Source organism: Cellulomonas sp. GTC20042, from assembly GCF_055389595.1.
Window position 1 is genome coordinate 693,065 of the sequence record NZ_AP043678.1, and the last position, 25,426, is coordinate 718,490.

22 protein-coding genes are annotated in these 25,426 nt (G+C 73.9%); 20 read left to right on the forward strand and 2 right to left on the reverse strand.

All coding sequences use genetic code 11. The annotated features are described in order from the left end of the window. Positions 1 to 21: 21 nt before the first annotated feature. Positions 22 to 1,080, forward strand: coding sequence for a DUF3048 domain-containing protein (locus ACZ5HG_RS03245; protein WP_464180375.1), 1,059 nt, complete (start codon positions 22 to 24; stop codon positions 1,078 to 1,080). 64 nt (positions 1,081 to 1,144) lie between these two features. Here ACZ5HG_RS03245 and ACZ5HG_RS03250 read toward each other — a convergent pair whose 3' ends face one another. Then, the gene (locus ACZ5HG_RS03250) at positions 1,145 to 2,104 is read right to left on the reverse strand and encodes a 1,4-dihydroxy-2-naphthoyl-CoA synthase (protein ID WP_464180376.1); all 960 of its coding nucleotides are present in this window, start codon (positions 2,102 to 2,104) and stop codon (positions 1,145 to 1,147) included. A gap of 132 nt (positions 2,105 to 2,236) precedes the next feature. Between ACZ5HG_RS03250 and ACZ5HG_RS03255 the strand changes: the two genes are divergently transcribed. From ACZ5HG_RS03255 to ACZ5HG_RS03280, 6 genes are all read left to right on the forward strand, one after another. After that, positions 2,237 to 2,560 (forward strand): DMT family transporter, encoded by a 324-nt coding sequence (locus tag ACZ5HG_RS03255; RefSeq protein WP_464180377.1) that lies wholly within the window; start codon positions 2,237 to 2,239, stop codon positions 2,558 to 2,560. 95 nt (positions 2,561 to 2,655) lie between these two features. Beyond that, the gene (locus tag ACZ5HG_RS03260) at positions 2,656 to 3,219 is read left to right on the forward strand and encodes a TetR/AcrR family transcriptional regulator (RefSeq protein ID WP_464180378.1); all 564 of its coding nucleotides are present in this window, start codon (positions 2,656 to 2,658) and stop codon (positions 3,217 to 3,219) included. 154 nt (positions 3,220 to 3,373) lie between these two features. Continuing rightward, on the forward strand, positions 3,374 to 4,324 hold the full coding sequence (locus ACZ5HG_RS03265; protein ID WP_464180379.1) for an o-succinylbenzoate synthase: 951 nt from the start codon (positions 3,374 to 3,376) through the stop codon (positions 4,322 to 4,324). Beyond that, positions 4,321 to 6,093 (forward strand): 2-succinyl-5-enolpyruvyl-6-hydroxy-3-cyclohexene-1-carboxylic-acid synthase, encoded by a 1,773-nt coding sequence (menD, locus tag ACZ5HG_RS03270; RefSeq protein WP_464180380.1) that lies wholly within the window; start codon positions 4,321 to 4,323, stop codon positions 6,091 to 6,093. The genes ACZ5HG_RS03265 and menD overlap by 4 nt, the downstream gene beginning before the upstream one ends. Before the next feature lie 133 nt (positions 6,094 to 6,226). Beyond that, the gene (locus ACZ5HG_RS03275) at positions 6,227 to 8,104 is read left to right on the forward strand and encodes a S1C family serine protease (RefSeq protein ID WP_464180381.1); all 1,878 of its coding nucleotides are present in this window, start codon (positions 6,227 to 6,229) and stop codon (positions 8,102 to 8,104) included. A gap of 273 nt (positions 8,105 to 8,377) precedes the next feature. Then, complete coding sequence (locus ACZ5HG_RS03280; protein ID WP_464180382.1) at positions 8,378 to 10,573, forward strand: hypothetical protein; 2,196 nt, start codon at positions 8,378 to 8,380, stop codon at positions 10,571 to 10,573. Between the two features lie 37 nt (positions 10,574 to 10,610). Here ACZ5HG_RS03280 and ACZ5HG_RS03285 read toward each other — a convergent pair whose 3' ends face one another. Further along, positions 10,611 to 11,933 (reverse strand): isochorismate synthase, encoded by a 1,323-nt coding sequence (locus tag ACZ5HG_RS03285; RefSeq protein WP_464180383.1) that lies wholly within the window; start codon positions 11,931 to 11,933, stop codon positions 10,611 to 10,613. 71 nt (positions 11,934 to 12,004) lie between these two features. On the opposite strand from ACZ5HG_RS03285, the gene ACZ5HG_RS03290 reads away from it, so the two are divergent. The 13 genes from ACZ5HG_RS03290 to nuoK all read left to right on the forward strand — a co-directional run bounded on the left by ACZ5HG_RS03290 (position 12,005) and on the right by nuoK (position 25,416). Further along, positions 12,005 to 12,703, forward strand: a complete 699-nt coding sequence (locus ACZ5HG_RS03290; protein ID WP_464180384.1) for a demethylmenaquinone methyltransferase — start codon at positions 12,005 to 12,007, stop codon at positions 12,701 to 12,703. Positions 12,704 to 12,867: 164 nt separating this feature from the next. Then, positions 12,868 to 14,163, forward strand: coding sequence for a geranylgeranyl reductase family protein (locus ACZ5HG_RS03295; RefSeq protein ID WP_464180385.1), 1,296 nt, complete (start codon positions 12,868 to 12,870; stop codon positions 14,161 to 14,163). A 195-nt stretch (positions 14,164 to 14,358) separates the two neighbouring features. Continuing rightward, entirely contained in the window at positions 14,359 to 14,727 is a 369-nt protein-coding gene (locus ACZ5HG_RS03300; RefSeq protein ID WP_464180387.1) for an NADH-quinone oxidoreductase subunit A, read from the forward strand. 1 nt (position 14,728) lies between these two features. After that, complete coding sequence (locus tag ACZ5HG_RS03305; RefSeq protein WP_464180389.1) at positions 14,729 to 15,280, forward strand: NADH-quinone oxidoreductase subunit B; 552 nt, start codon at positions 14,729 to 14,731, stop codon at positions 15,278 to 15,280. Then, complete coding sequence (locus tag ACZ5HG_RS03310; RefSeq protein ID WP_464180390.1) at positions 15,277 to 16,098, forward strand: NADH-quinone oxidoreductase subunit C; 822 nt, start codon at positions 15,277 to 15,279, stop codon at positions 16,096 to 16,098. Before ACZ5HG_RS03305 ends, ACZ5HG_RS03310 begins: the two co-directional genes overlap by 4 nt. Then, positions 16,095 to 17,450: an NADH-quinone oxidoreductase subunit D gene (locus tag ACZ5HG_RS03315; RefSeq protein ID WP_464180391.1), complete on the forward strand. Its 1,356-nt coding sequence runs from the start codon at positions 16,095 to 16,097 to the stop codon at positions 17,448 to 17,450. The genes ACZ5HG_RS03310 and ACZ5HG_RS03315 overlap by 4 nt, the downstream gene beginning before the upstream one ends. After that, entirely contained in the window at positions 17,450 to 18,322 is an 873-nt protein-coding gene (gene nuoE, locus ACZ5HG_RS03320; RefSeq protein WP_464180392.1) for an NADH-quinone oxidoreductase subunit NuoE, read from the forward strand. Before ACZ5HG_RS03315 ends, nuoE begins: the two co-directional genes overlap by 1 nt. Beyond that, positions 18,322 to 19,665, forward strand: a complete 1,344-nt coding sequence (nuoF, locus tag ACZ5HG_RS03325) for an NADH-quinone oxidoreductase subunit NuoF (protein WP_464180393.1) — start codon at positions 18,322 to 18,324, stop codon at positions 19,663 to 19,665. Before nuoE ends, nuoF begins: the two co-directional genes overlap by 1 nt. After that, entirely contained in the window at positions 19,662 to 22,232 is a 2,571-nt protein-coding gene (locus ACZ5HG_RS03330; protein WP_464180394.1) for an NADH-quinone oxidoreductase subunit G, read from the forward strand. Before nuoF ends, ACZ5HG_RS03330 begins: the two co-directional genes overlap by 4 nt. Then, positions 22,229 to 23,605 (forward strand): NADH-quinone oxidoreductase subunit NuoH, encoded by a 1,377-nt coding sequence (gene nuoH / locus ACZ5HG_RS03335; RefSeq protein WP_464180395.1) that lies wholly within the window; start codon positions 22,229 to 22,231, stop codon positions 23,603 to 23,605. The genes ACZ5HG_RS03330 and nuoH overlap by 4 nt, the downstream gene beginning before the upstream one ends. Then, positions 23,598 to 24,326 carry an NADH-quinone oxidoreductase subunit NuoI gene (gene nuoI, locus ACZ5HG_RS03340; RefSeq protein ID WP_464180396.1) on the forward strand — a complete coding sequence of 243 codons (729 nt, stop codon included), beginning with the start codon at positions 23,598 to 23,600 and terminating at the stop codon, positions 24,324 to 24,326. The genes nuoH and nuoI overlap by 8 nt, the downstream gene beginning before the upstream one ends. Then, entirely contained in the window at positions 24,323 to 25,120 is a 798-nt protein-coding gene (locus ACZ5HG_RS03345; RefSeq protein WP_464180397.1) for an NADH-quinone oxidoreductase subunit J, read from the forward strand. The genes nuoI and ACZ5HG_RS03345 overlap by 4 nt, the downstream gene beginning before the upstream one ends. Then, complete coding sequence (nuoK, locus tag ACZ5HG_RS03350; RefSeq protein ID WP_464180398.1) at positions 25,117 to 25,416, forward strand: NADH-quinone oxidoreductase subunit NuoK; 300 nt, start codon at positions 25,117 to 25,119, stop codon at positions 25,414 to 25,416. Before ACZ5HG_RS03345 ends, nuoK begins: the two co-directional genes overlap by 4 nt. Positions 25,417 to 25,426 lie beyond the last annotated feature (10 nt).

A 25,426-nucleotide genomic window follows, 5' to 3' on the forward strand; every position in this document is an offset into this window, starting at 1 on the left:
GACGGCAGAGAAGGGTTGGACATGGCGCTCGCACTCAGGGGGCGGTGGCGTGCCGCAGGGCTCGGCCTCGTCCTGGCGCTCGCGATGGCAGGGTGCGCGACCGGTGAGGAGCCCGCCCCCGACGCCACCACGCTCGGGCCGAGCATCGACGCCGACAAGGGTGCCGCCCCGGAGCCGGTCGTGCCGGTGACCTGGCCGCTGACCGGTGTCGCCGGCGAGGTCGTGACCCGTCCGGCGCTCGCGGTCAAGGTCGAGAACACCAACGCGGCCCGCCCGCAGTCCGGTCTGGAGCAGGCCGACGTGGTGTGGGAGACGATCGTCGAGTTCGAGGTCTCCCGCTTCGTCGCGGTGTTCCAGTCGCAGGTGCCGGCGGAGATCGGCCCGATCCGTTCGGTGCGTCCGATGGACCCGTTGATCGTCTCGCCGCTCAAGGGCCTGTTCACCTTCTCCGGCGGCCAGACCGGCATCCTCGAGCTGGTGGACCAGGCGCCGGTGCAGGTGCTCAGCCACGACCGGGGCGTCGACGGCATGTACCGCAGCAGCGCGCGCTCCGCCCCGCACAACGTCTACGCGGACCCGACGAAGCTCTGGGCGCAGGCGGACGCGGAGCACCAGGCCAGCCCGGAGCGGCAGTTCGGCTTCGCGCGCTCCTTCGAGCAGGCCAGCGCCGTCGTGCAGGGCACCCCGGCGACCACGCTGACCTTCGCGCTGTCCTCGCAGTCCAAGCCGTCCTGGACCTGGGACGGCACGCAGTGGCTGCGGTCGGAGGGCAGCAGCCCGGCGATGGCGGCGAGCGGCGTGCAGCTGTCGGCCACCAACGTGGTGTCGATCGTCGCGGAGCACCCCGGCACGGAGTTCGGCGCGCAGAACGGGGCGATCGTCCCGACGTACACGCTGGTCGGCTCCGGCGAGGGCACGCTGGCCACCGGGGGCAAGACCGTCCCGGTGACCTGGCAGAAGGACTCCCAGGAGGCGCCGATGCGGTTGTTCCTGGCCGACGGCACGGAGGCGCTGCTGGCGCCGGGCAACACCTGGGTCGAGCTCGTGCCCGCCGCCGGCGGGACGCTGACGATCTCCTGATCACGCAGGACGGCCGACGGCCCCGGACCCCGCCGAGGGGACCGGGGCCGTCGTGCGTCCGCGATCAGTACGCGTAAGGGAAGCGGCTCCAGTCCGGGTCTCGACGCTCGAGGAAGGCGTCGCGTCCCTCGACCGCCTCGTCGGTCATGTAGGCCAGGCGGGTCGCCTCGCCGGCGAACACCTGCTGGCCCGCGAGTCCGTCGTCGGCCAGGTTGAAGGCGAACTTCAGCATCCGGATCGCCTGCGGGGACTTGGTGGCGATGATCCGGGCGTACTCCAGCGCGGCGTCCTCGATCTCGGCGTGGTCCACCACGTCGTTGATCGCGCCCCAGGCCATCGCCTGCTCCGCGGAGTACTCGCGGGCCAGGAAGAAGATCTCCCGCGCGCGCTTCTGCCCGACCTGCCGGGCGAGCAGCGCCGAGCCGTAGCCGCCGTCGAAGGACCCCACGTTGGCGTCGGTCTGCATGAAGCGCGCGTGCTGGCGCGACGCGATCGTCAGGTCCGCCACCACGTGCAGCGAGTGCCCGCCGCCGGCCGCCCAGCCGTTGACCACGGCGATCACGACCTTCGGCATGGTGCGGATCAGCCGCTGCACCTCGAGGATGTGCAGCCGTCCGGCGCGCGCCGGGTCGATGTGGTCGGCGGTCTCGGCGTCGGTGGCATCCGTGTAGCGGTAGCCGTCGCGCCCCCGGATCCGCTGGTCGCCGCCGGAGCAGAACGCGTAGCCGCCGTCCTTGGGGCTCGGGCCGTTGCCGGTGAGGAGCACGGTGCCGACGTCCGAGGTCATCCGCGCGTGGTCCAGCACCCGGTACAGCTCGTCCACCGTGTGCGGGCGGAAGGCGTTGCGCACCTCGGGGCGGTCGAAGGCGACGCGCACCACGGGCAGGTCGCGGACGGTGCCGTCCTCCGCGCGGTGCACGCCGCGGTGGTAGGTGAGGTCGGTGAGGTCGTCGAAGCCGGTCACCGTGCGCCAGCGGCGGGGGTCGAAGGTGTCGGAGACGCGCGGCGGGGTGTTCTCGGTCACCGGGTCAGCCTAGGGCGTCCCCAGTCTGGTACGGTCGTACCAGAAACGACGGACGTGCGACGGCGGAGAGCCCACCCGGCGCGTCCACGCGGGGCAGCCCGCGGGCGGGGCGTCCCGTCGGAGGAGAAGGCCGTGGCCTGGATCGTGCTCATCGCGTCCGGACTGCTCGAGGCGGGCTGGGCGCTCAGCCTCAAGGCGTCCGAGGGGTTCAGCAAGCTCTGGCCCAGCGTCGGGTTCGTGGTGCTCCTCGCCGCGTCGATGCTCGGCCTGGCGTGGGCGCTGCGCACGTTGCCGGTCGGCGTGGCCTACGGCGTGTGGGTCGGGATCGGTGCCGCCACCACCGCGCTCCTGGCGATCGTGGTCTTCGGCGAGTCGGTGTCCGTGCTGACGATCGTCTCGCTCGTGCTGATCGTCGCCGGCGTGGTCGGGCTCAACCTGTCCGGCGGCGGGCACTGAACGGCGGGCTGCCGACGGCCGGCCCCGGCGCGGTCGGACGCACCGCCAAGGGCGAGCAGCGTCGGGCCCAGATCGCCCGGGCCGCCTCCGACCTGGTGCGCGAGCAGGGACCGGCGGCCCTCAGCCACCGCGCCGTCGCGCAGCGCGCCGGGGTGTCGCTCTCGGCCACCACCTACTACTACGGCGGGCTCGACGACCTCGCCGGCGCAGCGGGCAGCGGGCTGGTGGACGCCTGGGTGGCCCACGCCGAGCAGGTGCGCGCGGGCCTCGGCAGCGCTGCGCCCGCGCCGGGCACCGACGGCCCCAGCGCGGGTGCCCCGGGCGCGGACCCCGGCGAAGGCGCCCCGGGCGCACGCGGCGTCGACCCCGCCGCGGTGCTGGTCGAGGCGCTGCTCCCGCCCGGTGACGACGCGGCGGTGCTCGCGCACTACCAGCTGCTGCTCGACGCCGGCCGGGCCCCCGCGCTCGCCGCGGCCCTGGGTGAGGGCCGCCAGCGCCTGGACACCGTGCTCGCCGATCTCCTCGCCGCCCTGCCCGGCCCCGCTCTCGACCCTGCCCTGGTGCTCGCCGTCCTCGACGGCGCCGTGGTCACCGCCGTCAGCGAGGCCCGCCCCCTCCGCCCCACGGCCCGCACCCTCCTCGCCACCCTCCTCCGCTAGCCCCCCGCACCCCCACCCCCGCGCGCACCCACCACCCCCGCACCCCCGCCGCCGAGTTCGGTGGTTCGGGCCGAGTTCGGTGGTTGCGGGGGTGATCTCTCGCACGAACCACCGAACTCGCGGGTGGCAGGGGGTGCGGGCCTACCCTGGGCGGGTGCACGTCTACGCGATCGATCTGACGACGCGCTTCCGCCGGATCACCGTGCGCGAGGGCGTGCTGGTGCAGGGGGACGCCGGCTGGGGCGAGTTCAGCCCGTTCTGGGACTACGACCCCGCCGAGTCCTCCGCCTGGTGGCGCGCCACCCGCGAGGCCGCCGACGTCGGCCTGCCCGCGCCGGTCCGCGACCGCGTCCCGGTCAACGTCACCGTCCCCGCCGTGGACGCCGAGACCGCCGGGCGGATCGTGCGCGCCTCCGGGGGCTGCCGGACCGCCAAGGTCAAGGTCGCCGAGCCCGGTCAGACGGCGGCGCAGGAGGCCGACCGGCTGGCCGCCGTGCGCGAGGCGCTGGGCCCGGACGGGGCGATCCGGGTGGACGCCAACGGCGGCTGGGACGTCGACACCGCGATCGACCGCCTGCGCCTGCTGGACCGGGCCGCCGGCGGGCTGGAGTACGCCGAGCAGCCGGTGGCCACGGTGCCCGACCTGGCGCGGGTGCGCCGTGCCACCCACGTGCCGGTGGCCGCCGACGAGTCGATCCGCCGCGCCGAGGACCCGTTCGCCGTGGTGCGCGCCGAGGCCGCCGACATCGTCGTGCTCAAGGTGCAGCCGCTCGGCGGCGTGCGCGCCTGCCTGGACCTCGCCGAGCAGATCGGCCTGCCGGTGGTGGTGTCCTCGGCGCTGGAGTCCTCGATCGGGCTGGCGGCCGGGGTGGCGCTCGCGGCCGCCCTGCCGGACCTGCCCTACGCCTGCGGCCTCGCCACCGCGCAACTGCTCACCGCCGACGTGGTGGACCACCCGCTGCTGCCGCGGGACGGCGCGCTGGACATCGCGCAGGCGCTCGCTCTGCGGCCCGACCCCGCGCGACTGGCCGCGACGGCGGCGGACGCCGAGACCGTCGCGCGCTGGTCCGCCCGGCTCGACGCGGTGCGGGCGGTGGCCGCATGACCGGCACCCCGTCCACCGCCCCGGTCCCCTCCCCCGCGGCGCAGGCCGCCCGGGTGCTGGTGCAGGAGCTCGCCGCCCACGGCGTGCGGGACGTCGTGCTGGCCCCGGGATCGCGCAGCGCCCCGCTGGCCTACGCGCTCGGCGAGGCCGCGCTGCCCGCCGGCGAGCGCCCGGAGCACGCCCCCGACCTGCGCCTGCACGTGCGGGTGGACGAGCGCGACGCCGGCTTCCTCGCCCTCGGCCTCGCCCGGGCCGCCTCCGTCACGGGCACCCCGCGCGCGGTGGCCGTGGTGACCACCTCGGGCACCGCGGTGGCGAACCTGCACCCCGCCGTGCTGGAGGCGCACCACGCCGGGGTCCCGCTGCTGCTGCTCACCGCCGATCGTCCGCACGAGCTGCGCGGCACCGGCGCCAACCAGACCACCGCGCAGGTCGGGATCTTCGGGCCCGCGGTGCGCCTGGACGTGGACGTGCCGGCGCCGACCGGGCGGGCGGGGGAGGACCGCGACCTGCGGCACGCCGTGTCCCGCGCGGTGGCCGCCGCCCTCGGCAGCCGGACCGGCGACCCGGGGCCGGTGCACCTCGACCTCGCCTTCCGCGACCCGCTGGTGCCCGGCGACGAGCCCTGGCCCGCCCCCTCGACCGCCGGCCGGGTCGACGTGGTCGCCCGCCCCGTCGGCTCCGGGCCCGCCCCCGCCCGCGCGGACCTGCCCGGGCCGGTGGTGGTCGTGGCCGCCGACGGAGCCGGACCGGACGCCCGGCGCCTGGCCGAGGCGGCAGGCTGGCCGCTGCTCGCCGAGCCCTCCTCCGGTGCTCGCGGCGGCCCGGCGTCGATCGCCGCCTACCGGCTGCTGCTCGGCCACCCGTCGCTCGGCGGGCGGGTGCGCTCGGTGGTGCTCCTCGGCCGTCCGACGCTGACCCGTCCGGTGACGATGCTGCTCGCCCGGGACGACGTGGATCTCACCGTGATCGCGCCCGAGGGGTCCGGCTGGCCCGATGCCGGCCGTGCCGCCGACCGGGTGCTCACCGCCGTGCCGCCGGAGTGGTTCGACGGACCGGTGGCCGATCCGGGCTGGCTGGACGCCTGGCGCACCGCCGACGCCGCCGCGCGCACGGCGGTCGACGCCCTGCTCGACGTCGACCCCGCCGGTCCGCGCACCCGCAGCACCCCGCCGCTGTCCGGCCCGCAGGCGGTGCGTGCCGTGGCCGAGGCGTGCGCGCCCGAGGACGTGCTGGTGATCGGCTCCTCCAACCCGGTGCGCGACCTCGACCTGGTCGCTCGCTGGGACGAGCAGCCCACCGTGCTCGCCAACCGCGGGCTGGCCGGGATCGACGGCATGCTCGCCACCGCCGCGGGGGTCGCCCTCGGGCTGCCGGACCGCCGGGTGCGCGCGCTGGTCGGTGACCTGACCTTCCTGCACGACGTCGGCGGGCTGCTGCGCCCGTCCACCGAGTCCGAGCCGGACGTGCAGATCGTGGTGATGAACGACGCCGGGGGATCGATCTTCGCCACCCTCGAGCACGGCGCGCCGGAGCGTGCGCGCACCTTCGAGCGGGTGTTCGCCACCCCGCACACCGCCGACCTCGCCGCGCTGTGCGCCGGGTACGGGGTGCGGCACGTGCGGGTGAGCGACCTCGCCGCGCTGTCCGCCGCGCTGGCCGCACCGGGCCCGGGCACCTCGGTGGTCGAGGTGCGGGTCGATCGCACGGACCGGCGGGCGCTCGGGTCCCGGGTGGCGGCCGCCGTCGCGGAGGCGCTGGAGCGGTGACCGCGCGAGCGCAGGTCGGTCCGCAGCACGCCGCCCGGTACGGCATCGTGGATTCGCAGCGGGTTCCCAGGTTCCGCCGAGCATCGATCCAGGACGCCGGGGTCTGATTGTCCGCGAGGAGGAGGTACACCCCATGAGCACCACACCCGAGGACGACCGGCCGCAGGCGGGCACCCCCGAGCAGCCGCAGGCCGCCGCGAGCACCCCTGCCGAGGCCACGACGCCCGTGCCGCAGACCCCCGTGGCCGACGCGAGCGCGCACCCGCAGGAGGCGCCGACCCAGCGCATCGACCCGGCCGTGACGCAGCGGCTGGAGACGACCCCGACCGCTCCGGTCCCGGACGTCGCACCGACCGCACCCGCCCCGGCCGCCGCCGCGCCGACCCCCGCGCAGCCGGTCGCGCCGCAGCCCGCCGCACCGGTCTACCCCGCCCCCGCCGGCTACCCGGCTGCCGGGTACGGCACCCCGCAGGCCGCCCCCCAGCAGCCGCAGCCGCGCTACGGCCAGTACGCCCCGCAGCAGCCGGCCGCGCCGCAGACACCCGCCCCGGCGCCGGTGCAGCAGCCCGTCGCTGGCACCACCCCGCAGGGCCACGACCCGCTCACCGCCTTCCGTCGCCCGGACGCCGCGGGGCCGGGCGTGCCCGGCGGCACCCTCCCGCCGCAGGACGCGCAGCCCGGCCCGGAGGGCCAGCAGCCGCTCGCCGCCGCCGGCACCACCGTCCGCTCCGAGCGGACCCGGTTCTGGCTGCCCGTCGTCGGCGTCGGCGTCACCGCAGCGCTGGTCGCGAGCCTGGCCACCGCCGGGATCTTCGTGGCGCTCGACGGCAACGGCTCGTCCAGCACCCGCGCCGCGGACATCAGCTCGATCGGCCAGACCAGCACCGACTCCGTGCCGGTCTCCGGCTCGACCTCGGACAACCCCGACTGGCAGGCCGTGTCCGCCGCGGTCTCCGCGTCCGTCGTCGCGATCCAGGTCACCACCAGCAGCGGCGAGGCCGAGGGCTCCGGCGTGATCATCGACGACGCCGGCCACATCGTCACCAACAACCACGTGGTCAGCGGCGCGCAGGACGACAAGGTCCAGGTCACCCTCACCGACGGGCGGATCTTCACCGCCGACGTCGTGGGCACCGACGCCACCACCGACCTCGCGGTCGTCAAGATCGAGGACGCCCCGGACGACCTGTCGCCCGCCGCCCTCGGCGACTCCTCGGACGTCGCCGTCGGTGACCCGGTGATGGCCGTCGGCAACCCGCTCGGCCTGGCGAACACGGTCACCACCGGCATCGTCTCCGCGCTCGACCGCCCGGTCAGCACCTCGGAGTCCGGATCGGAGACCGTCGTCACCAACGCCATCCAGATCGACGCGGCGGTCAACCCCGGCAACTCCGGCGGCCCGCTGTTCGACGCCCAGGGGCGCGTGGTCGGCATCACCTCGTCGATCGCCACCACGTCCAGCCAGTCCGGCTCGATCGGCCTCGGCTTCGCGATCCCGGTCAACCTCGCCACGATGATCTCCAGCCAGCTCATCGCCGACGGCACCGCCGAGCACGCGTTCCTCGGCCTCGGCCTGGCCGACGGCACCGCCACCGCCGACGGCGTCACCCGCGCCGGCGCGCTGGTCAAGACCGTCAGCACCGGGTCCCCGGCCGCCGACGCCGGCATCCAGACGAACGACACCATCGTCGCCATCGACGGCAAGGCCGTCGCCGGTGCCGAGTCGCTCACCGGCTACGTCCGGGCGCACGCCTCCGGCGACCAGGTCACGCTGACCCTGGTCCGGGACGGCAAGTCCCTCGACGTGGACGTCACCCTGGCCACCCGCGAGGAGACCAGCACGTCCTCCGGCTCCGGCTCGGGCTCCGACGACCAGGGGTCCGGCGACTCCGGCTCCGGCCAGGGCGACTCGGGCCAGAGCGGCCAGGGCGGGCTGGAGAACATGACCCCCGAGCAGCTGTGGGAGTGGTTCCAGCAGCAACAGCAGCAGCAGGGCGGCGGCAACGGCTGACCCTGCCCCGACCGTCCGGGCGGACACCCCCTGCTCCGCCCGGGCCCCGAGATGACGCGGCCCGCACCGCGTCACCCACCGACGGCCCGACGTCCGCGCATCCCCCTGCGCCCGGACGCCGGGCCGTCGCTCGTTCCCCGGCCGATCCGCCGCGGGTCGCGAGGGCGCGGCGTCCCGCCCGTAGACTCGCCCGCGTCGTCCGGCGTGCAGATGCGCAGGTGGGGGCGATGACCCGGCGGGCATGCCGGGTCTCGGTCGAGGGGGCAGGGGCACGTGACGAGCACACCGACGACGGACGACGCAGCGGCTGACGCGGCGACGGAGCGTGAGTACACCTGGCGGGACCGCCGGCCGCTGCCGGCCCGGCTCGCGTCGGGCCGGGCGGTGCTGGCGCTGCTGCTCCCGGTGGCCGCCGGGATGCTGGCGGCGACGGTGCTGCAGACCGTGGGTCTGCTCGTCGGCCCTCCGGCGATCGTGCGCGACGGGGTGCTGGAGCCGGTGCTGGCGGGGACCGGTCCGGGGATCGCCTGGTCTCTGGCGGCGGTGCTCGTGCTCGAGGTCGCGGCGCTGTGGGGGAGCGGCGCGGCGCTGGCCGTGCTCGCCCAGGAGTCGGACGGCGTCCCGGTCCGGTGGCGCGACGTGTGGCTGTGGCCGGTGCAGCGTCCGCGTGCGGCGCTGGTGCTCGCGGGTGCTGGGGCGCTGGTGCAGGTGGCCGTCGTCGCGACGGTCCTGGTGCTGGCGCTCCTGCTGGCGTGGATCGGCGTGGACACGAGCGTGGGCTGGTCGCCGGTGATGCTGGCCGCGGCCGGACTCGCGGTGCTCACGGCGCTCGGCCCGGTGATCCGCGGCGCGGCGCGGCGGCTCCTGGTCGGTGACGAGCGGCACCCGGGGATCCTCCGGAGCACGCCGGCGTGGGGGCAGGACCGCTCGCTCCGGGGGTACCTCGCCATCGGCGGGCTGCTCGCGGTCGGCGTGACGGTCGGGTGGCAGCGGCTGACCGAGGCGCGCGGCTGGCCGGAGTGGCTCGACGACCCGGTCCGCGCGCTCCTCGGCGCGGCGTTCGCGCTCCTGGTCGCGGTGGTCCTGGTGGACGACTGCTCGCACGGCCTGCCGGTCCCGGGGGCGTCCCGCACGCCCGGGCGCGGGCTGCTGCGCTGGGTCGGTGGTGTGGTGGTGCCGGTCGTCCCCGCGCTGCTGCTGATCGCGGTCACCCTGGTGAACCCGTGGGGTGCCGTGCGCGTCGAGCAGTCCCGGGTGCCGTGGTCGCCGGGACCGCTGGTCACCGGCGTCGCGGGTGGGGATCTGCTGCTCGACGGCCAGGCCACCCGCCCGGACTACGTCGGGCTGTGCCGCGGGCTGGACTGCGTGCAGGCGCTGGGGTCGACGAAGAACGCGGGGCTCGCCCTCGGGACCGACGACGGCCTGCTGTGGGAGGCGCGCTGGACGGTGGACGGCCGCGCGATCGACGAGTCGGGCGAGCTGCTCGGCGAGGGCTGGCAGGACCTGCCCGCCGTGCTGACGCTGCGATCGATCGACGTGGACGCGTTCTGGTCCGACGCCTGGGCGGCGGGTGCCGACCAGCAGCAGATCGCGCTGGACGAGCGACCGGCGCTGGCGGAGGTCGAGCTGGCGCGCAGCACCTGGGGGGCCATGAGCCCGAACGGCGACCCCGCCGGCTCGATCGTCGACCTGCCGGTCGCCCTGGACGCCCGTGACGGCACGCTCGCCCTCGCGACCTCCTTCGGCCCGGCGTGGGCGGACCACGGCACCGGCCCGGTCTACCTGGCCCGCTGCACCGGCACCGACTGCGAGGTGGTGCAGACCGAGGTGAGCCGCAGCGTCGTGCCCTCGGCGCTGCCGCTGGACGTCGCGCTCGGCCCGGACGGCACGCTCTACGCGACGGTCTACGGCGTGGGATCGACCGACCAGCGCGACATCGGCGCGCTCTGGCTGCTGGTGCTGCCGCCGGACGGCGAGGTGGTGGCGCACGAGCTGGTGCCCTCCGACGGCCGGGAGGTGGACCTGGAGGCGCTCCCCGGGGCGGACGTCGAGGTCGCGGAGGACGGCACGGTGTGGGTGCTGGACCGCCGCAGCACCCTGCAGGGCGCGACCCTGCTGCGCTGCGACGACGCGACCTGCGCCTCCTGGGAGCGGGCGGCCACGTTCGACCGGATGCAGCAGTCCTCCGGCGTGCTCGCCATCGACGGCTCCGACCGCCCGATGATCGTCTGGGCAGACCCGGATCGCCTGGTGGTCGACCTGCTGTCCTGCACGGACACCGCCTGCTCGGCCACCGAGTCCCGGCTGCTGGCCGCGGACGTCGGCGACAGCATCCTCGGGATCCAGATGATGCTCGGGCTCTCCCTGGACGACGGGCTGCCGGTGGTCACGGTCTACGACGAGTCGCGTCTCGACCCGACCTACCTGCGGCAGATCCGCTGCCTCGACGCCCGCTGCGGCGCGGACTGAGGCCGCTCGCCACGGTCGCGCCGGGCCGTGCGCGGCCTCAGTCCGTGCTGAGGGCGTCGTGCATCGGCACGAGCTTCGCGTGGGACTCGGCGAGCTCGGCCGCCGGGTCCGAGGCGGCCACGATGCCGCAGCCGGCGAACAGCCGGACGGTGCGCGGGTCGGCCGGGTCGACCTGCCCGGAGCGCAGGCCGATGCCCCACTCGCCGTCGCCGTCGGCGCCGAGCCAGCCGACCGGTCCGGCGTAGCGGGCGCGATCCATGCCCTCGACCCGGCGGATCAGCTCGCGCGCGGCGTCGGTGGGGGTGCCGCACACCGCGGCGGTGGGGTGCAGCGCGGCGGCGAGGGTGAGCGAGGTCGGGGCGTCGGGGCCGTGCTCGGCGGCGCCGACCAGCACACCGGTGACGTCCGAGGCCAGGTGCAGCACGTTCGGCAGGTGCAGCACGAACGGCACGTCGGGCACGTTGGTGGAGGAGCAGTAGGGCGCGAGCGCGTGCGCGACGGAGGACACCGCGTACTCGTGCTCCTCGAGGTCCTTGGAGGAGTGCGCGAGGATCGCGGCGCGCGCGACGTCGGCCTCGTCGTCGCCGGTGCGGCGGATCGTGCCGGCGAGCACCCGCGAGGTGACCAGGCCCTTCTCCGAGCGGACCAGCAGCTCCGGGGTGGCCCCGATCAGCCCGTCCACGGAGAACGTCCAGCAGGTCGGGTAGTGCGCGGCGAGCCGGTTCAGCGCGTGCCGGACGTCCAGCGGTTCGGCGGTGCGGGCGATCTCGTCGCGGGCCAGCACCACCTTGTCGACCTCGCCGGCGCGGATCGCGGCGACCCCGGCGGCGACCACGGCGGTCCACTCCTGCTCGGGCACCGATCCGGAGGTGTAGGTGACGGCGCCGGGGGAGCGCACGGGGGTGAGGCCGGCGACGTGACGGGCCACCAGCGACCAGTCCGGGGCCGGGCCGAGCGAGCCGCCGGTCGCGGCGACGGTGAGCCAGGCGGTGTCGCCGCGTCGTCCGACGACCACCTCGGGCACCACCAGCACGCCCCCGGCGTCCGAGGCGTCGTCGAAGGCGAAGGAGCCGAAGGCCACCGGGCCGGTGCCGGGCACGCCGACCTCGTCGCGGACCACGGCGTGCGCGACCAGCGCGTGCCAGGCGCGCTCGGCCTCGGCGAACCGCTCGGGGCCGTCCACCTCGATCCGGGCGGCCTCGCCCCAGCCGATCAGCCCCTCGCCGCGGCGCACCCAGGTGAGCGGGGCGTCCTCCGGGAGCAGGGCGAGCAGGTCGTCGGGGGCGTCGAGGGCGACGGTGCGCACCACGAGCGGCTGGGTGGCGGCGCTGGCGTGCGTCTCGCCGGGCAGGCTGGTCATCGCGGACCAGGGTACGACTCCCTGCGGGGGGCAGGGCGCGCGCACCCCCGCCGACCTGAGAGCATGGCCCCATGCCTCGTGCCTCCCTCGACAAGGACCCCCACGACGTCGCCGCGATGTTCGACGGCGTGGCGCGCCGCTACGACCTGACGAACGACGTGCTGTCGCTCGGCCAGGACCGGTCCTGGCGCCGGGCCACGCTGGCCGCGCTGGGCGCGCAGCCGGGGGAGAAGGTGCTGGATCTCGCGGCCGGCACGGGCACCTCGAGCGAGCCGCTGGCCGACGCCGGCGTGCGGGTGGTGCCCTGCGACCTGTCGACCGGGATGCTCACGGTGGGCAAGCGCCGGCGCCCCGACCTGCCGTTCACGGCGGGGGACGCGACCGCGCTGCCGTTCGCGGACGGCTCCTTCGACGCGGTGACGATCTCCTTCGGCCTGCGCAACGTGGTGGACACCGTGGGCGCGCTCGCGGAGATGCGCCGGGTGACGCGTCCGGGCGGGCGCCTGGTGGTGTGCGAGTTCTCCACGCCGTCCTGGAAGCCGTTCCGCACGGTGTACTCGGGCTACCTCATGCAGGCGCTGCCGAAGGTGGCCGGGGTGGTGGCGCGGCAGTCCGACGCCTACGTGTACCTGGCGGAGTCGATCCGGGACTGGCCGGACCAGCTCGGGCTGGCGGCGCTGCTCAAGGAGGCCGGCTGGGGCTCGGTGGCGTACCGGAACCTCACCGGCGGGATCGTGGCGCTGCACCGGGCGATCAACCCCGCGGAGTGACCCATGAGGGCTGAACCGGTTAAGCGCGGGACGAACGTCCTACAGGGGTGGGTTCGGACAGCCGCGACCCTGGTGAGGCAAGCCTTCGCAGACAGGACCAAGGTCCGACACTAGACTTTGGTCGACAACGTGTGAAGGCATTCACAAGAGCGTGGGGCGGAACTGTGCAGACTGGACGGAGCGATGACGCCGACGTCATCGTCGTCGGTGCCGGTCCCGGTGGCTCCGCAGCCGCCTACCACTGCGCCGCGGCCGGTCTCTCGGTCCTCCTGCTCGACAAGGCCTCGTTCCCGCGCGACAAGATCTGCGGCGACGGCCTGACCCCGCGTGCGGTCGCCGAGCTCGTGCGGATGGGCGTGCCGATCCGCGAGGAGGACGGCTGGATCCGCAACACCGGCCTGCGGGTCGTCGGCGGCGGCCACGTGATCGAGCTGCCCTGGCCCGAGCTGTCGTCCTACCCCTCCTTCGGCCTGGCCCGCGCGCGGATGTCCTTCGACCACCTGCTGGTCGAGCACGCCCGCGCCGCCGGCGCCAAGGTGCAGGAGCGCACCAACGTCACCGGCCCGCTGCTCGACGAGCGCACCGGCCGGGTGATCGGTGTCGAGGCGAACCTGCTCGACCTCGACGGCCGCCGCACCGGGGAGCAGGTCACCTACCGCGCCCCGGTCGTGATCGCGGCCGACGGCGTCTCCGCCCGCCTGGCCACCGGCATGGGCCTGGAGAAGCGCATGGACCGGCCGATGGGCGTGGCCGTGCGCACCTACTTCCGCACCCCGCGGCACGCCGACCCGATGATGGAGAGCCAGCTCGAGCTCTGGGACGGCAAGCCGGGCGAGTCGAACCTCATGCCGGGCTACGGCTGGATCTTCTCCCTCGGCGACGGCACCGCGAACGTCGGTCTGGGCTCGGTGTCCTCGACCGCCGCCGCGACCAAGGTCGACTACAAGGACCTGTTCGCGAAGTGGATGGTGAACGCCCCCGAGGAGTGGGAGTTCACCCCCGAGAACCAGCTCGGCCCCGTGCGCGGGGCCGCGCTGCCGATGGGGTTCAACCGTGGTCCGCTCTACGGGCGGGGCCTGATGCTGGTGGGGGACGCCGCCGGCATGATCAGCCCGTTCAACGGCGAGGGCATCGCGTACGCGCTCCAGGCCGGCCGGGTGGCCGCCGACGCGATCGTGCAGTCCACCGCCCGCGGCACCGCGGCAGGCCGGGAGCGTGCGCTCGCCACGTACGGCACCCGGATGAAGGACGACCTGGGCGGGTACTACACGCTCGGCCGGATCTTCGTGAAGCTCATCGAGCACCCGCAGGTCATGCGTGCCTGCACGAAGTACGGCCTGCCTCGCCCGCTGGTCATGAAGTTCACGCACAAGCTGCTCGCGGACTGCTACGAGACCCGCGGCGGCGACATGGTCGACAAGGTCATCGCCGGCCTCGCCCGTCTGGCGCCCGCCTCGTGACCGCCCCGCAGACACCCCGTCCGCCGACGCCCCGACGTCGTCCGGCCTGGCAGGCAGCCGCCGACAGGCCGAGACTTGGGCCGGAGGCCCACCCGCGCAGCTCGCCCCTGAGGCGGGACCGGGCCCCCGCCACCTGAGCACCGACGCCCCGCAGTCCGGACGGAAGCACTCCACCCCCCCAACGGGAGAGCACCGATGAACAACCCGTACGTCCCCCTTCTCGTCATGATGGGGATCGCCGCAGTCCTCGCCGTCGGCGGGCTCGGCGCCAGCGCCGTCCTCGGGCCCAAGCGCTACAACCGCGCGAAGCTCGAGGCCTACGAGTGCGGCATCCAGCCGACGCCGCACGCCGTCGGCGGCGGCCGGTTCCCGGTCAAGTACTACCTGGTGGCGATGACCTTCATCGTCTTCGACATCGAGGTCGTCTTCCTCTACCCGTGGGCGGTGGACTTCACCGAGCTCGCGGCCTTCGGGCTGATCGCCATGCTCGGCTTCCTGGCGCTGATCACGGTGCCCTTCCTGTACGAGTGGCGCCGCGGCGGCCTGGAGTGGGACGAGGACTGACATGGGTATCGAAGAGGCCCCCTCGGGGTTCCTGCTGACCTCGGTCGAGAAGATCGCCGGTCTGGCCCGCAAGGGCTCGGTCTGGCCGGTCACCTTCGGCCTGGCCTGCTGCGCGATCGAGATGATGGCGACCGGCACCAGCCGGTTCGACATCTCCCGGTTCGGCATGGAGGTGTTCCGCGCCTCGCCGCGCCAGTCCGACCTGATGATCGTGGCCGGCCGCGTGAGCCAGAAGATGGCGCCGATTGTCCGTCAGGTCTACGACCAGATGGCCGAGCCCAAGTGGGTGCTGTCGATGGGCGTGTGCGCCTCCTCCGGCGGCATGTTCAACAACTACGCGATCGTGCAGGGCGTCGACCACGTCGTCCCGGTCGACATCTACCTGCCCGGCTGCCCGCCGCGCCCCGAGATGCTGATCAACGCGATCCTCGAGCTGCACGAGCAGATCAAGACCGAGCCCCTGGGCAAGAACCGCGCCGAGATCGTCCGCAAGGTCGAAGAGGCCGCGCTGCGGGCCACCCCCACCTCGCACATGACGGGACTGCTGCGATGACCGCGCCTGCCGACAAGCCGGCCGACAAGGACCTGGCCGCCGACGCCAAGCAGGCGGTCACCCCCGGTGACGCCGCCACGGCCGACGCGGACGCCCAGCCGACCGCCGAGGCCGCGCTCTCCGCCGGGGGGAACACCGCCCCCGACCGCGTGCTGCCGCTGGAGGTCGTGGACGTCCGCCAGGGCATGTTCGGCGTCCGCGGCTCCGGCGACACCTCCGGCTTCGGCGGCCTGGTCACCACGGTGACCCTGCCCGGCCCGAGCGAGCGCCCCTACGGCTCGTACTTCGACGAGGTGGTGGACGTGCTCGCCGAGATCCTCGACGAGTCCGGCACCGGCTTCGCCAACGCGATCGAGTCCGTGGTCGTGGACCGCGGCGAGCTGACGCTCAACGTCGCGCGGGAGCACCTGGTCGAGGTGGCGCGTGCGCTGCGCGACGACCAGGACCTGCGCTTCGAGCTGTCGCTCGGCGTGAACGGCGTGCACTACCCGCACGACACCGGGCGCGAGCTGCACGCGGTGTACCACCTGCGGTCGGTCACCCACACGCGCAAGATCCGGCTCGAGGTCGCCGCCCCCGAGGGCGACGCGACCATCCCCAGCACCGTCGAGGTCTACCCGGCGAACGACTGGCACGAGCGCGAGACCTGGGACTTCTTCGGGATCGTGTTCACCGGGCGCAGCGACCTGTCACGGATCGAGATGCCGGACGACTGGCCCGGCCACCCGCAGCGCAAGGACTACCCGCTCGGCGGCATCCCGGTGGAGTACAAGGGCGCCACCGTGCCCCCGGCGGACCAGCGGAGGCAGTACCGATGAGCTCTCAGACCCACACCCCCCGCGCCACCGGCCACGTGGTCGACTCGGAGACCGAGGGCGTCCGTTCCTTCGAGGCCACCGGCGGCGACTGGTCGGAGATCGCCGAGGAGGCGGCCCGGCTCGGCGAGCAGCGCATCGTCGTCAACATGGGCCCGCAGCACCCCTCGACCCACGGCGTGCTCCGCCTCATGCTCGAGATCGACGGCGAGACGGTGACCGAGGCCCGCGCGGGCATCGGCTACCTGCACACCGGCATCGAGAAGAACATGGAGTTTCGCACCTGGACCCAGGGCGTGACGTTCTGCACCCGCATGGACTACGTCGCCCCGCTGTTCCAGGAGGCGGCCTACTGCCTCGCGGTCGAGAAGCTGCTCGGCATCACGGACGACGTGCCCGAGCGCGCCTCGCAGATCCGCGTGCTGATGATGGAGCTCAACCGGATCGCCTCGCACCTGGTGTGCCTGGCCACCGGCGGCAACGAGCTCGGCGCCACCACGATCATGATCATGGGCTTCACCGCCCGCGAGGAGATCCTGCGGATCTTCGAGATGGTCACCGGCCTGCGGATGAACCACGCGTACATCCGCCCCGGCGGCGTCGCGCAGGACCTGCCCCCGGGCTCGCTCGACTCGATCACCGAGGCGATGGTCGGCGTCCGGAAGTACATGAAGCAGCTCGAGGACCTCATGCTCGGGCAGCCGATCCTCAAGGGCCGCCTGCAGGACGTCGGCGTGCTCAACCTCGCCGGCTGCATGGCGCTGGGGATCACCGGCCCGATGCTCCGGTCGGCCGGCCTGCCGTACGACGTGCGCAAGTCCGACCCGTACTGCGGGTACGAGACCTACGACTTCGACGTGCCGGTGTCGCAGAACGCAGACTGCTGGGACCGGATGGTCCTGCGGTTCGAGGAGTGCTACCAGTCGATGCGGATCATCGACCAGGTGCTCGAGCGCCTCAAGGCCTCCACCGGCCAGCCGGTGATGGTCGAGGACAAGAAGATCGCCTGGCCGGCGCAGCTCGCGATCGGCTCGGACGGCCAGGGCAACTCGCTCGACCACATCCGCGAGATCATGGGCACCTCGATGGAGTCCCTGATCCACCACTTCAAGCTCGTGACCGAGGGTTTCCGGGTGCCGGCCGGCCAGGCCTGGCAGACCGTCGAGCACCCGCGCGGCGAGCTCGGGGTGCACCTGGTGTCCGACGGTGGCACCAAGCCGTACCGGGCGCACTTCCGCGACCCGTCGTTCAACAACCTGCAGGCCGTGTCGGTGCTGTGCGAGGGCGGTCAGGTGGCGGACGTCGTCTGCGCCGTCGCCTCGATCGACCCGGTGCTCGGAGGGGTGGACCGCTGATGACCGTGCACCACACCGCCCCGGCCCGCCGGGTGCTCGCGTACGACGCGGGAACCCGGGCCCGCCTGGACGCCGACGCCGCGCAGGTCGTCGCGCGCTACCCGGACTCGCGCTCCGCGCTGCTGCCGCTGCTGCACCTGGTGCAGAGCGAGGACGCCTACGTCAGCCCGGCCGGCATCGCGTTCTGCGCCGAGACCCTCGGCCTGAGCACGGCGCAGGTCTCCGCGGTCGCGACGTTCTACACCCAGTACAAGCGCCGCCCGAACGGCGAGTACACGGTGGGCGTCTGCACCAACACGCTCTGCGCGATCATGGGCGGCGACGCGATCTGGGAGGACCTCACCGACCGGCTCGGCATCGGCCACGACGAGACCACCGCCGACGGCAAGATCACGCTCGAGCGCATCGAGTGCAACGCCGCCTGCGACTTCGCGCCGGTGATGATGATCAACTGGGAGTTCTTCGACAACCAGACGCCGGAGACGGCCGCCGAGGTGGTCGGGAAGCTCATCGACGGCAAGGCCGTCGCGCCGACCCGCGGCCCGGACCAGGTGCCGACGTTCCGCGAGGTCTCGCGGGTGCTCGCCGGCTTCCCGGACGGGCGAGCCGACCAGGGCGTCGCCGCCGGCCCCGCCACGCTGGTCGGCCTGGACCTGGCCCGCGAGAAGGGCTGGAAGGCCCCCGCGCAGTCCGCCCCCGCCGGCACCGCGCCGGTCGAGGAGCCCACCGCGGCGTCGGCCCCGGCCGTCGGCGGCGAGCAGTCCTCCGCCGAGCGGCCCGCCGCCGGTGCCGCCGACCGTTCCGCCTCGCAGGAGAAGGCCGAGCACCGCGCCGAGGACACCTCGGCGCCGGTCGAGAAGGAGAAGCCCTGATGGCCGACGCGCTGACCCCGGTCCTGTCCGCCCGCTGGGGCGAGGCACGGTCCTGGACGCTGGACACCTACGAGAAGAACGGCGGCTACGCCGGTCTGCGCAAGGCCCTGACGATGGACGCCGCCGACGTGGTGACCACCGTCAAGGACTCCGGCCTGCGCGGCCGTGGCGGCGCCGGCTTCCCCACCGGCATGAAGTGGGGCTTCCTGCCCGCGCCGGACGGCGGCCCGCGCTACCTCGTGGTGAACGCCGACGAGTCCGAGCCGGGCACCTGCAAGGACATCCCGCTGATGATGGCCGACCCGCAGGTGCTGGTGGAGGGCGTGGCGATCACGTCCTACGCCATCGGCTGCCACCACGCCTTCATCTACCTGCGCGGCGAGGTCGTGCACGTGTACCGCCGGCTGCTGCGGGCGGTCGAGGAGGCCTACGCCAAGGGCTACCTGGGCAAGAACATCCTCGGCTCTGGGTACGACCTGGACGTCACGGTGCACGCCGGCGCCGGCGCGTACATCTGCGGCGAGGAGACCGCGCTGCTCGACTCCCTGGAGGGGCGTCGCGGCCAGCCGCGCCTCAAGCCGCCGTTCCCGGCGGTCGCGGGCCTGTACGCCCGGCCGACCGTGGTGAACAACGTCGAGTCGATCGCCTCCGTGCCCGCCATCGTCACCGGCGGCTCGGACTGGTTCCGCACGATGGGCACCGACCGCTCGCCGGGCCACGGCCTGTTCTCGCTGTCCGGCCACGTCGCGCGGCCCGGCCAGTACGAGGCGCCGCTCGGCATCACCATGCGCGAGCTGCTCGAGATGGCGGGCGGCGTCCGCGAGGGCCACGAGCTGAAGTTCTGGACCCCCGGCGGCTCCTCCACGCCGATCTTCACGGCGGAGCACCTCGACGTGCCGCTCACCTACGAGGAGGTGGGTGCCGCCGGCTCGATGCTCGGCACCCGCGCGCTCCAGGTGTTCGACGACACCGTCTCGGTGGTCAAGGCCGTGTCCCGGTGGACGCAGTTCTACAAGCACGAGTCCTGCGGCAAGTGCACGCCCTGCCGCGAGGGCACGTTCTGGCTGACCCAGGTGCTCGGTCGCCTGGAGGCCGGTCAGGGCACGTCGGGCGACATCGACCTGCTGCTCGACCTGTGCGACAACATCCTCGGCAAGGCGTTCTGCGCCCTCGGCGACGGTGCCACGTCGCCCATCACCTCGGCGATCAAGTACTTCCGGGACGAGTTCGAGGCCGGGACGCACACCCCGGCCGACGTGCTGTTCCCGCCGGAGCGCTCCTCGCTCTTCCCCTACACCCCGCGCCGTTCCGGTGCGGGTCAGCTCGCGGGAGCCCACGCATGACGGTCACCACCCCCAAGCCCGCTGCCGGGGCCTCGCCGGCGCCGGTCGACGGCATCACGTTCACCATCGACGGCATCGAGACCACCGTGCCCCAGGGCACCCTGGTCATCCGCGCCGCCGAGCAGCTCGGCATCCAGATCCCGCGGTTCTGCGACCACCCGCTCCTCGCCCCGGCCGGCGCCTGCCGCCAGTGCCTGGTCGAGGTCTGGGCCCCGGGCCGCGACGGCAACCTCGCCAAGATGCCCAAGCCCCAGGCCTCGTGCACGCTCACCGCGATGCCGGGCATGGAGGTCCGCACCCAGCTCACCTCCGGCGAGGCCGAGAAGGCCCAGCACGGCGTGATGGAGCTGCTGCTGATCAACCACCCGCTGGACTGCCCGGTCTGCGACAAGGGCGGCGAGTGCCCCCTGCAGAACCAGGCGATGAGCAACGGCCGCTCCCAGACGCGGTTCGTCGACATCAAGCGGACCTTCCCCAAGCCGATCTCGGTGTCCACGGAGATCCTGCTCGACCGGGAGCGCTGCATCCTCTGCCAGCGCTGCACCCGGTTCTCCCGCGAGATCGCCGGCGACCCGTTCATCGACCTGCAGAAGCGCGGCGCGCAGCAGCAGATCGGTCGCTTCGACACCGACGTGCTCGGCTTCGCGGACCAGCCGTCCTCCGAGGTCTTCCTCGGTGCGGACATCCCGGTCGGCTGCGCCACCACGGACCTGGACGACGAGTCGGGCCAGCCCTTCGCCTCGTACTTCTCCGGCAACACGGTGCAGATCTGCCCGGTCGGCGCGCTGACCGGCGCGGCCTACCGGTTCCGGGCCCGCCCGTTCGACCTGGTCTCCACCCCGGGCGTCAGCGAGAACGACGCCTCCGGTGCCGCGCTCCGCATCGACCACCGCCGCGGCGTGGTGCTGCGTCGTCTGGCCGGTGAGGACGCCGCGGTGAACGAGGAGTGGATCACCGACAAGGACCGCTTCGCCTTCGCCTGGTCCTCGCAGCCCGACCGCCTCAGCACCCCGCTGGTCCGCGACGCGGACGGCGAGCTGCGGCCCGCCTCCTGGGGCGAGGCCCTGGAGGCCGCCGCGCACGGTCTGGAGCAGGCCCGTGCCGCCGGCGGCGTGGGCGTGCTGCCGGGTGGCCGCGTGACCCTCGAGGACGCCTACGCCTACGGCAAGTTCGCCCGCGTGGCGCTCGGCACCAACGACGTGGACCTGCGTGCCCGTCCGCACTCCGACGAGGAGGAGGCCTTCCTCGGCCACGCCGTCGCCGGTCGCGGGATGGGCGTCACCTTCGCCGACCTGGAGAAGGCCCCCGCCGCCCTGCTGGTCGGCCTGGAGGCCGAGGAGGAGGCGGGCATCGTCTTCCTCCGGCTGCGCAAGGGTGTCGTCGCCGGTCGCACGAAGGTGCTCTCGGTCGCCCCGCTGGCCAGCCGCGGGCTGGAGCGCCTGGACGGCGAGCTGATCACGGCCGCCCCGGGCACCGAGCCCGAGGTGCTGGACGCGATCGGCACCGGCCCGCTGAAGGACGCCGGCACCGCGCTCGGCGCCGAGGGTGCGGTGATCCTGGTCGGCGAGCGGCTCGGCGCCGTGCCCGGCGGCCTGTCCGCCGCGCTGCGTCTCGCCGCCCGCACCGGGGCCCGTCTCGCGTGGATCCCGCGTCGCGCCGGGGAGCGCGGCGGCATCGAGGTCGGCGCCCTGCCGAGCCTGCTGCCCGGTGGCCGTCCGGTCGCCGACGCCGCGGCTCGGGTGGACGTCGCCGCCGCCTGGGACGTCGAGCACCTGCCCGCCGAGCCCGGCCGGTCCACCTCCGCGATGCTCGCGGCGGCCACCGACGGCTCCCTGGGCGGTCTGGTGATCGGTGGCCTCGAGCTGCGCGACCTGCCGGACCCGGCCGCGGCCCGTGCCGCGATCGAGGCCGCCGGCTTCGTGGTCAGCCTGGAGGTCCGCTCCTCCGACGTCACGGCGCTGGCCGACGTGGTGCTGCCCGTCGCCCCGCCGGTCGAGAAGCCCGGCACCTTCGTCAACTGGGAGGGTCGTCCCCGACCGTTCCCGCAGGCGCTGACCACCACGGCGATGTCCGACCACCGGGTGCTCGACCTGCTGGCCGACGAGCTCGGCACCACGCTCGGCCTGCGCACCCTCAAGGACGTGCACGCCGACATCGACGGCATCGAGCAGTCCGGCGCCTGGGACGGCGCCCGCGTCGAGGCCCCGACGGCCACCGCCGCCGAGCCGCCGGCCGTCGCGCCGGGGCACGCGGTGCTGGCCACCTGGCACCTGCTGCTCGACTCCGGTCGGCTCCAGGACGGCGAGCCGTTCCTCGCCGGCACCGCCAAGCGCGCGGTCGCGCGGCTGTCCGCAGCCACCGCCGCCGCCGCGGGCCTGACCGACGGCGGGAAGGTCGCGGTGTCCACGGACGCCGGCACGATCACCCTGCCGGCCGTCGTCACCGCCATGCCGGACCACGTGGTCTGGCTGCCCACCGCCTCGACCGGCAGCGAGGTCCGCGGGACCCTGCACGCCGTCGCCGGTGACGTGGTGCGCATCGCCGCCGCCGAGGAGGAGTCCGCATGACCGCGCTGACCGCGCTGACGGCCGCCGTCGACACCACGACGTCGCCGGGCGCCGACTTCAGCAACGACGTGTTCTGGGTGTACCTGCTCAAGGCCGTCGGGATCATCGTGTTCCTGCTGCTGAGCGTGCTGATCGCGATCTGGTTCGAGCGCCGCGTGGTCGGCCGGATGCAGCTGCGTCCCGGCCCGAACGTGCACGGCCCCTTCGGCCTGTTCCAGTCGCTCGCCGACGCCCTCAAGCTCCTCCTCAAGGAGGACATGACGGTCAAGGCCGCCGACAAGGTCATCTACATCGTGGCGCCGTTCATCGCGGTGTTCTGCTCGCTGCTGACCTACGCGGTGATCCCCTTCGGGCCCGAGGTCTCGATCTTCGGCACCAGGACGCCGCTCCAGCTCACCGACTTCCCGGTGGCGGTGCTCTACATCCTGGCGTGCGCCTCGGTCGGCGTGTACGGCATCGTCCTCGGCGGCTGGTCGTCCAACTCGACCTACCCGCTGCTCGGCGCCGTGCGCTCCACCGCGCAGGTGATCTCCTACGAGCTGTCGATGGGCCTGTCCCTGGTCAGCGTGTTCATCCTCGCCGGGTCCATGTCGACCTCGCAGATCGTGGACTCGCAGACGACCGTGTGGTGGCTGATCCCGCTGGCACCGGCGTTCATCATCTACGTGATCTCGATGGTCGGTGAGACCAACCGCCTGCCCTTCGACCTCCCCGAGGCCGAGGGCGAGCTGGTCGGCGGCTACACCACCGAGTACTCCTCGATGAAGTTCGCCTGGTTCTTCCTCGCCGAGTACATCAACATGCTCAACGTCTCCGCGGTCGCCACCACGCTGTTCTTCGGCGGCTGGCGCGCCCCATGGCCGATCTCCATGATCAACGACGGCATGTTCAACACCGGCTGGTGGCCGCTGCTGTGGTTCGTGGTCAAGGTCTGGATGTTCATGTTCCTGTTCGTGTGGATCCGCGGCACGCTGCTGCGCTTCCGCTACGACCAGTTCATGAAGTTCGGCTGGAAGGTGCTGATCCCCTCGGCGCTGGTCTGGCTGGTGTGCGTCGCCGTGGTGCAGGGCGTCCGGCAGTTCTCGGACCTCGACCTGCGCGCGGTGATGTTCGGCCTGGCCGGTCTGATCGTCGTGGCGATCCTGGTGTCGTTCTTCATCCCGGAGAAGAAGGCCGCCGCCGAGCCGGAGGCCGCCGACGGGCCGTTCGACGCCTTCGCCGGCGGCTACCCGGTGCCGCCGATGCCCGGCCAGACGCTCCCGCCGTCGCCCCGCGCCCAGCGCCGCGCCGCGCAGTCCTCCACCCCCGCTCTCGTCGGCGGAGGCACCGAGGACGCACCCGAGTCCCCCACCGAGGAGGTGCCCCGTGGCTGACCCCCAGCAGCCCGGACAGTCCGTGGAGCCCACGCAGGGCGGCGGAGAGGTCGCTGCCCCTGGCGACGTCCGCCCCTACGAGTCGGTGATCCCGAAGCGCGGCCCGGTGGCCGACGCCCTCGGCCCGGTCATCGGCTTCGGCGTCACGCTGAAGAACTTCTTCAGCCCGACGGTCACCGAGCAGTACCCGTTCGAGACCGCCCCCGTGAAGCCGCGGTTCCACGGCCGGCACCAGCTCAACCGGTACCCGGACGGCCTGGAGAAGTGCATCGGCTGCGAGCTGTGCGCCTGGGCGTGCCCCGCGGACGCGATCTACGTCGAGGCCGGCGACAACACCCCGGACGCGCAGTTCTCGCCCGGTGAGCGCTACGGCCGCGTCTACCAGATCAACTACCTGCGCTGCATCTTCTGCGCGCTGTGCATCGAGGCGTGCCCCACCCGGGCGCTCACGATGACCAACGAGTTCGAGCTCGCCGGCCAGACCCGCGAGGGCCTGATCTTCGAGAAGCAGGACCTGCTCGCGCCCCTGGCCGAGGGCATGCTCGCCGCCCCGCACCCGATGGCCGAGGGCACGACCGACACCGAGTACTACCGCAACGAGGTCACCGCGCCGACGACCGCCCAGGTGGACTGGGTCGCCGAGCACCGGCCGGAGGACCCCACGCTCGCCGCCGCGCGCACCCGCGCCGAGGCGGGCACCGGAGAGAAGGCGGTCCGATGACCCCGTCCACCGCCGAGGCCGTGCTGTTCTGGGTCCTCGCGCCGATCATGGTGCTGGCCGCGCTCGGGCTGCTGTTCGCCCGCAAGGCCGTGCACGCCGCGATGTGCGTGATCCTGGTGATGATCTGCCTCGCGTTCCTCTACATCGCGCAGGAGGCGCCGTTCCTCGGCGTCGTCCAGGTGGTCGTCTACACCGGCGCCGTGATGATGCTGTTCCTGTTCGTGCTGATGCTGGTCGGCGTGGACGCCTCCGACTCCCTGGTGGAGACGGTGCGCGGTCAGCGCTGGATCGGCTGGCTGGCCGGGATCGGCCTCGGCGTGGTGCTGGTCGGCGTCGTCGCCCGTGCCACCTACCCGGAGGCCGTCGGCCTGGGCACCGCGAACGACGCGACCAACCCGGTCGGCGTCGCCCGGATCATCTTCGGCCAGCACGTCTTCGGCCTGGAGGTCGTCGGCACGCTGCTGGTGGTCGCCGCCCTGGGCGCGCTGGTGCTGACCCACCGCACCCGGCTCAAGCCGCTGGTCAAGCAGGGCGACCGGGCCGCCGCGCGCGTGCGTGCCGGCGCCCGCCTGACCCCGCTGCCCGCCCCCGGCGTCTACGCCCGGCACAACGCGATGGACGTGCCGGCGCTCGACCCCGACGGCAACCCCATCGACGAGTCGGTGCCGCGCGTGCTGCGGATCCGCGGCCAGGAGGCCGGGACCGCCACGTACCACGCGGGCACCTACCTCGAGGCGGTCGGCGCCGACGCCGAGCTGACGCAGGGTGCGACCCGGACGGAGAGCGAGCAGTGAGCCTGACCAACTACCTGGTGCTGTCGGGGATCCTGTTCTCGATCGGTGCCGCGACGGTGCTGCTGCGCCGCAACGCGATCATCGTGTTCATGGGCGTCGAGCTCATGCTCAACGCGACCAACCTCGCGCTCGTCACGTTCTCCCGGCTGCACGGGGACCTCACCGGTCAGGTCATGGCGTTCTTCGTCATGGTCGTGGCCGCCGCCGAGGTCGTCGTCGGGCTGGCGATCATCGTGTCGATCTTCCGCACCCGCAAGTCGGCCTCGGTCGACGACATCAACCTGCTGAAGAGCTGAGGGGCGTTGT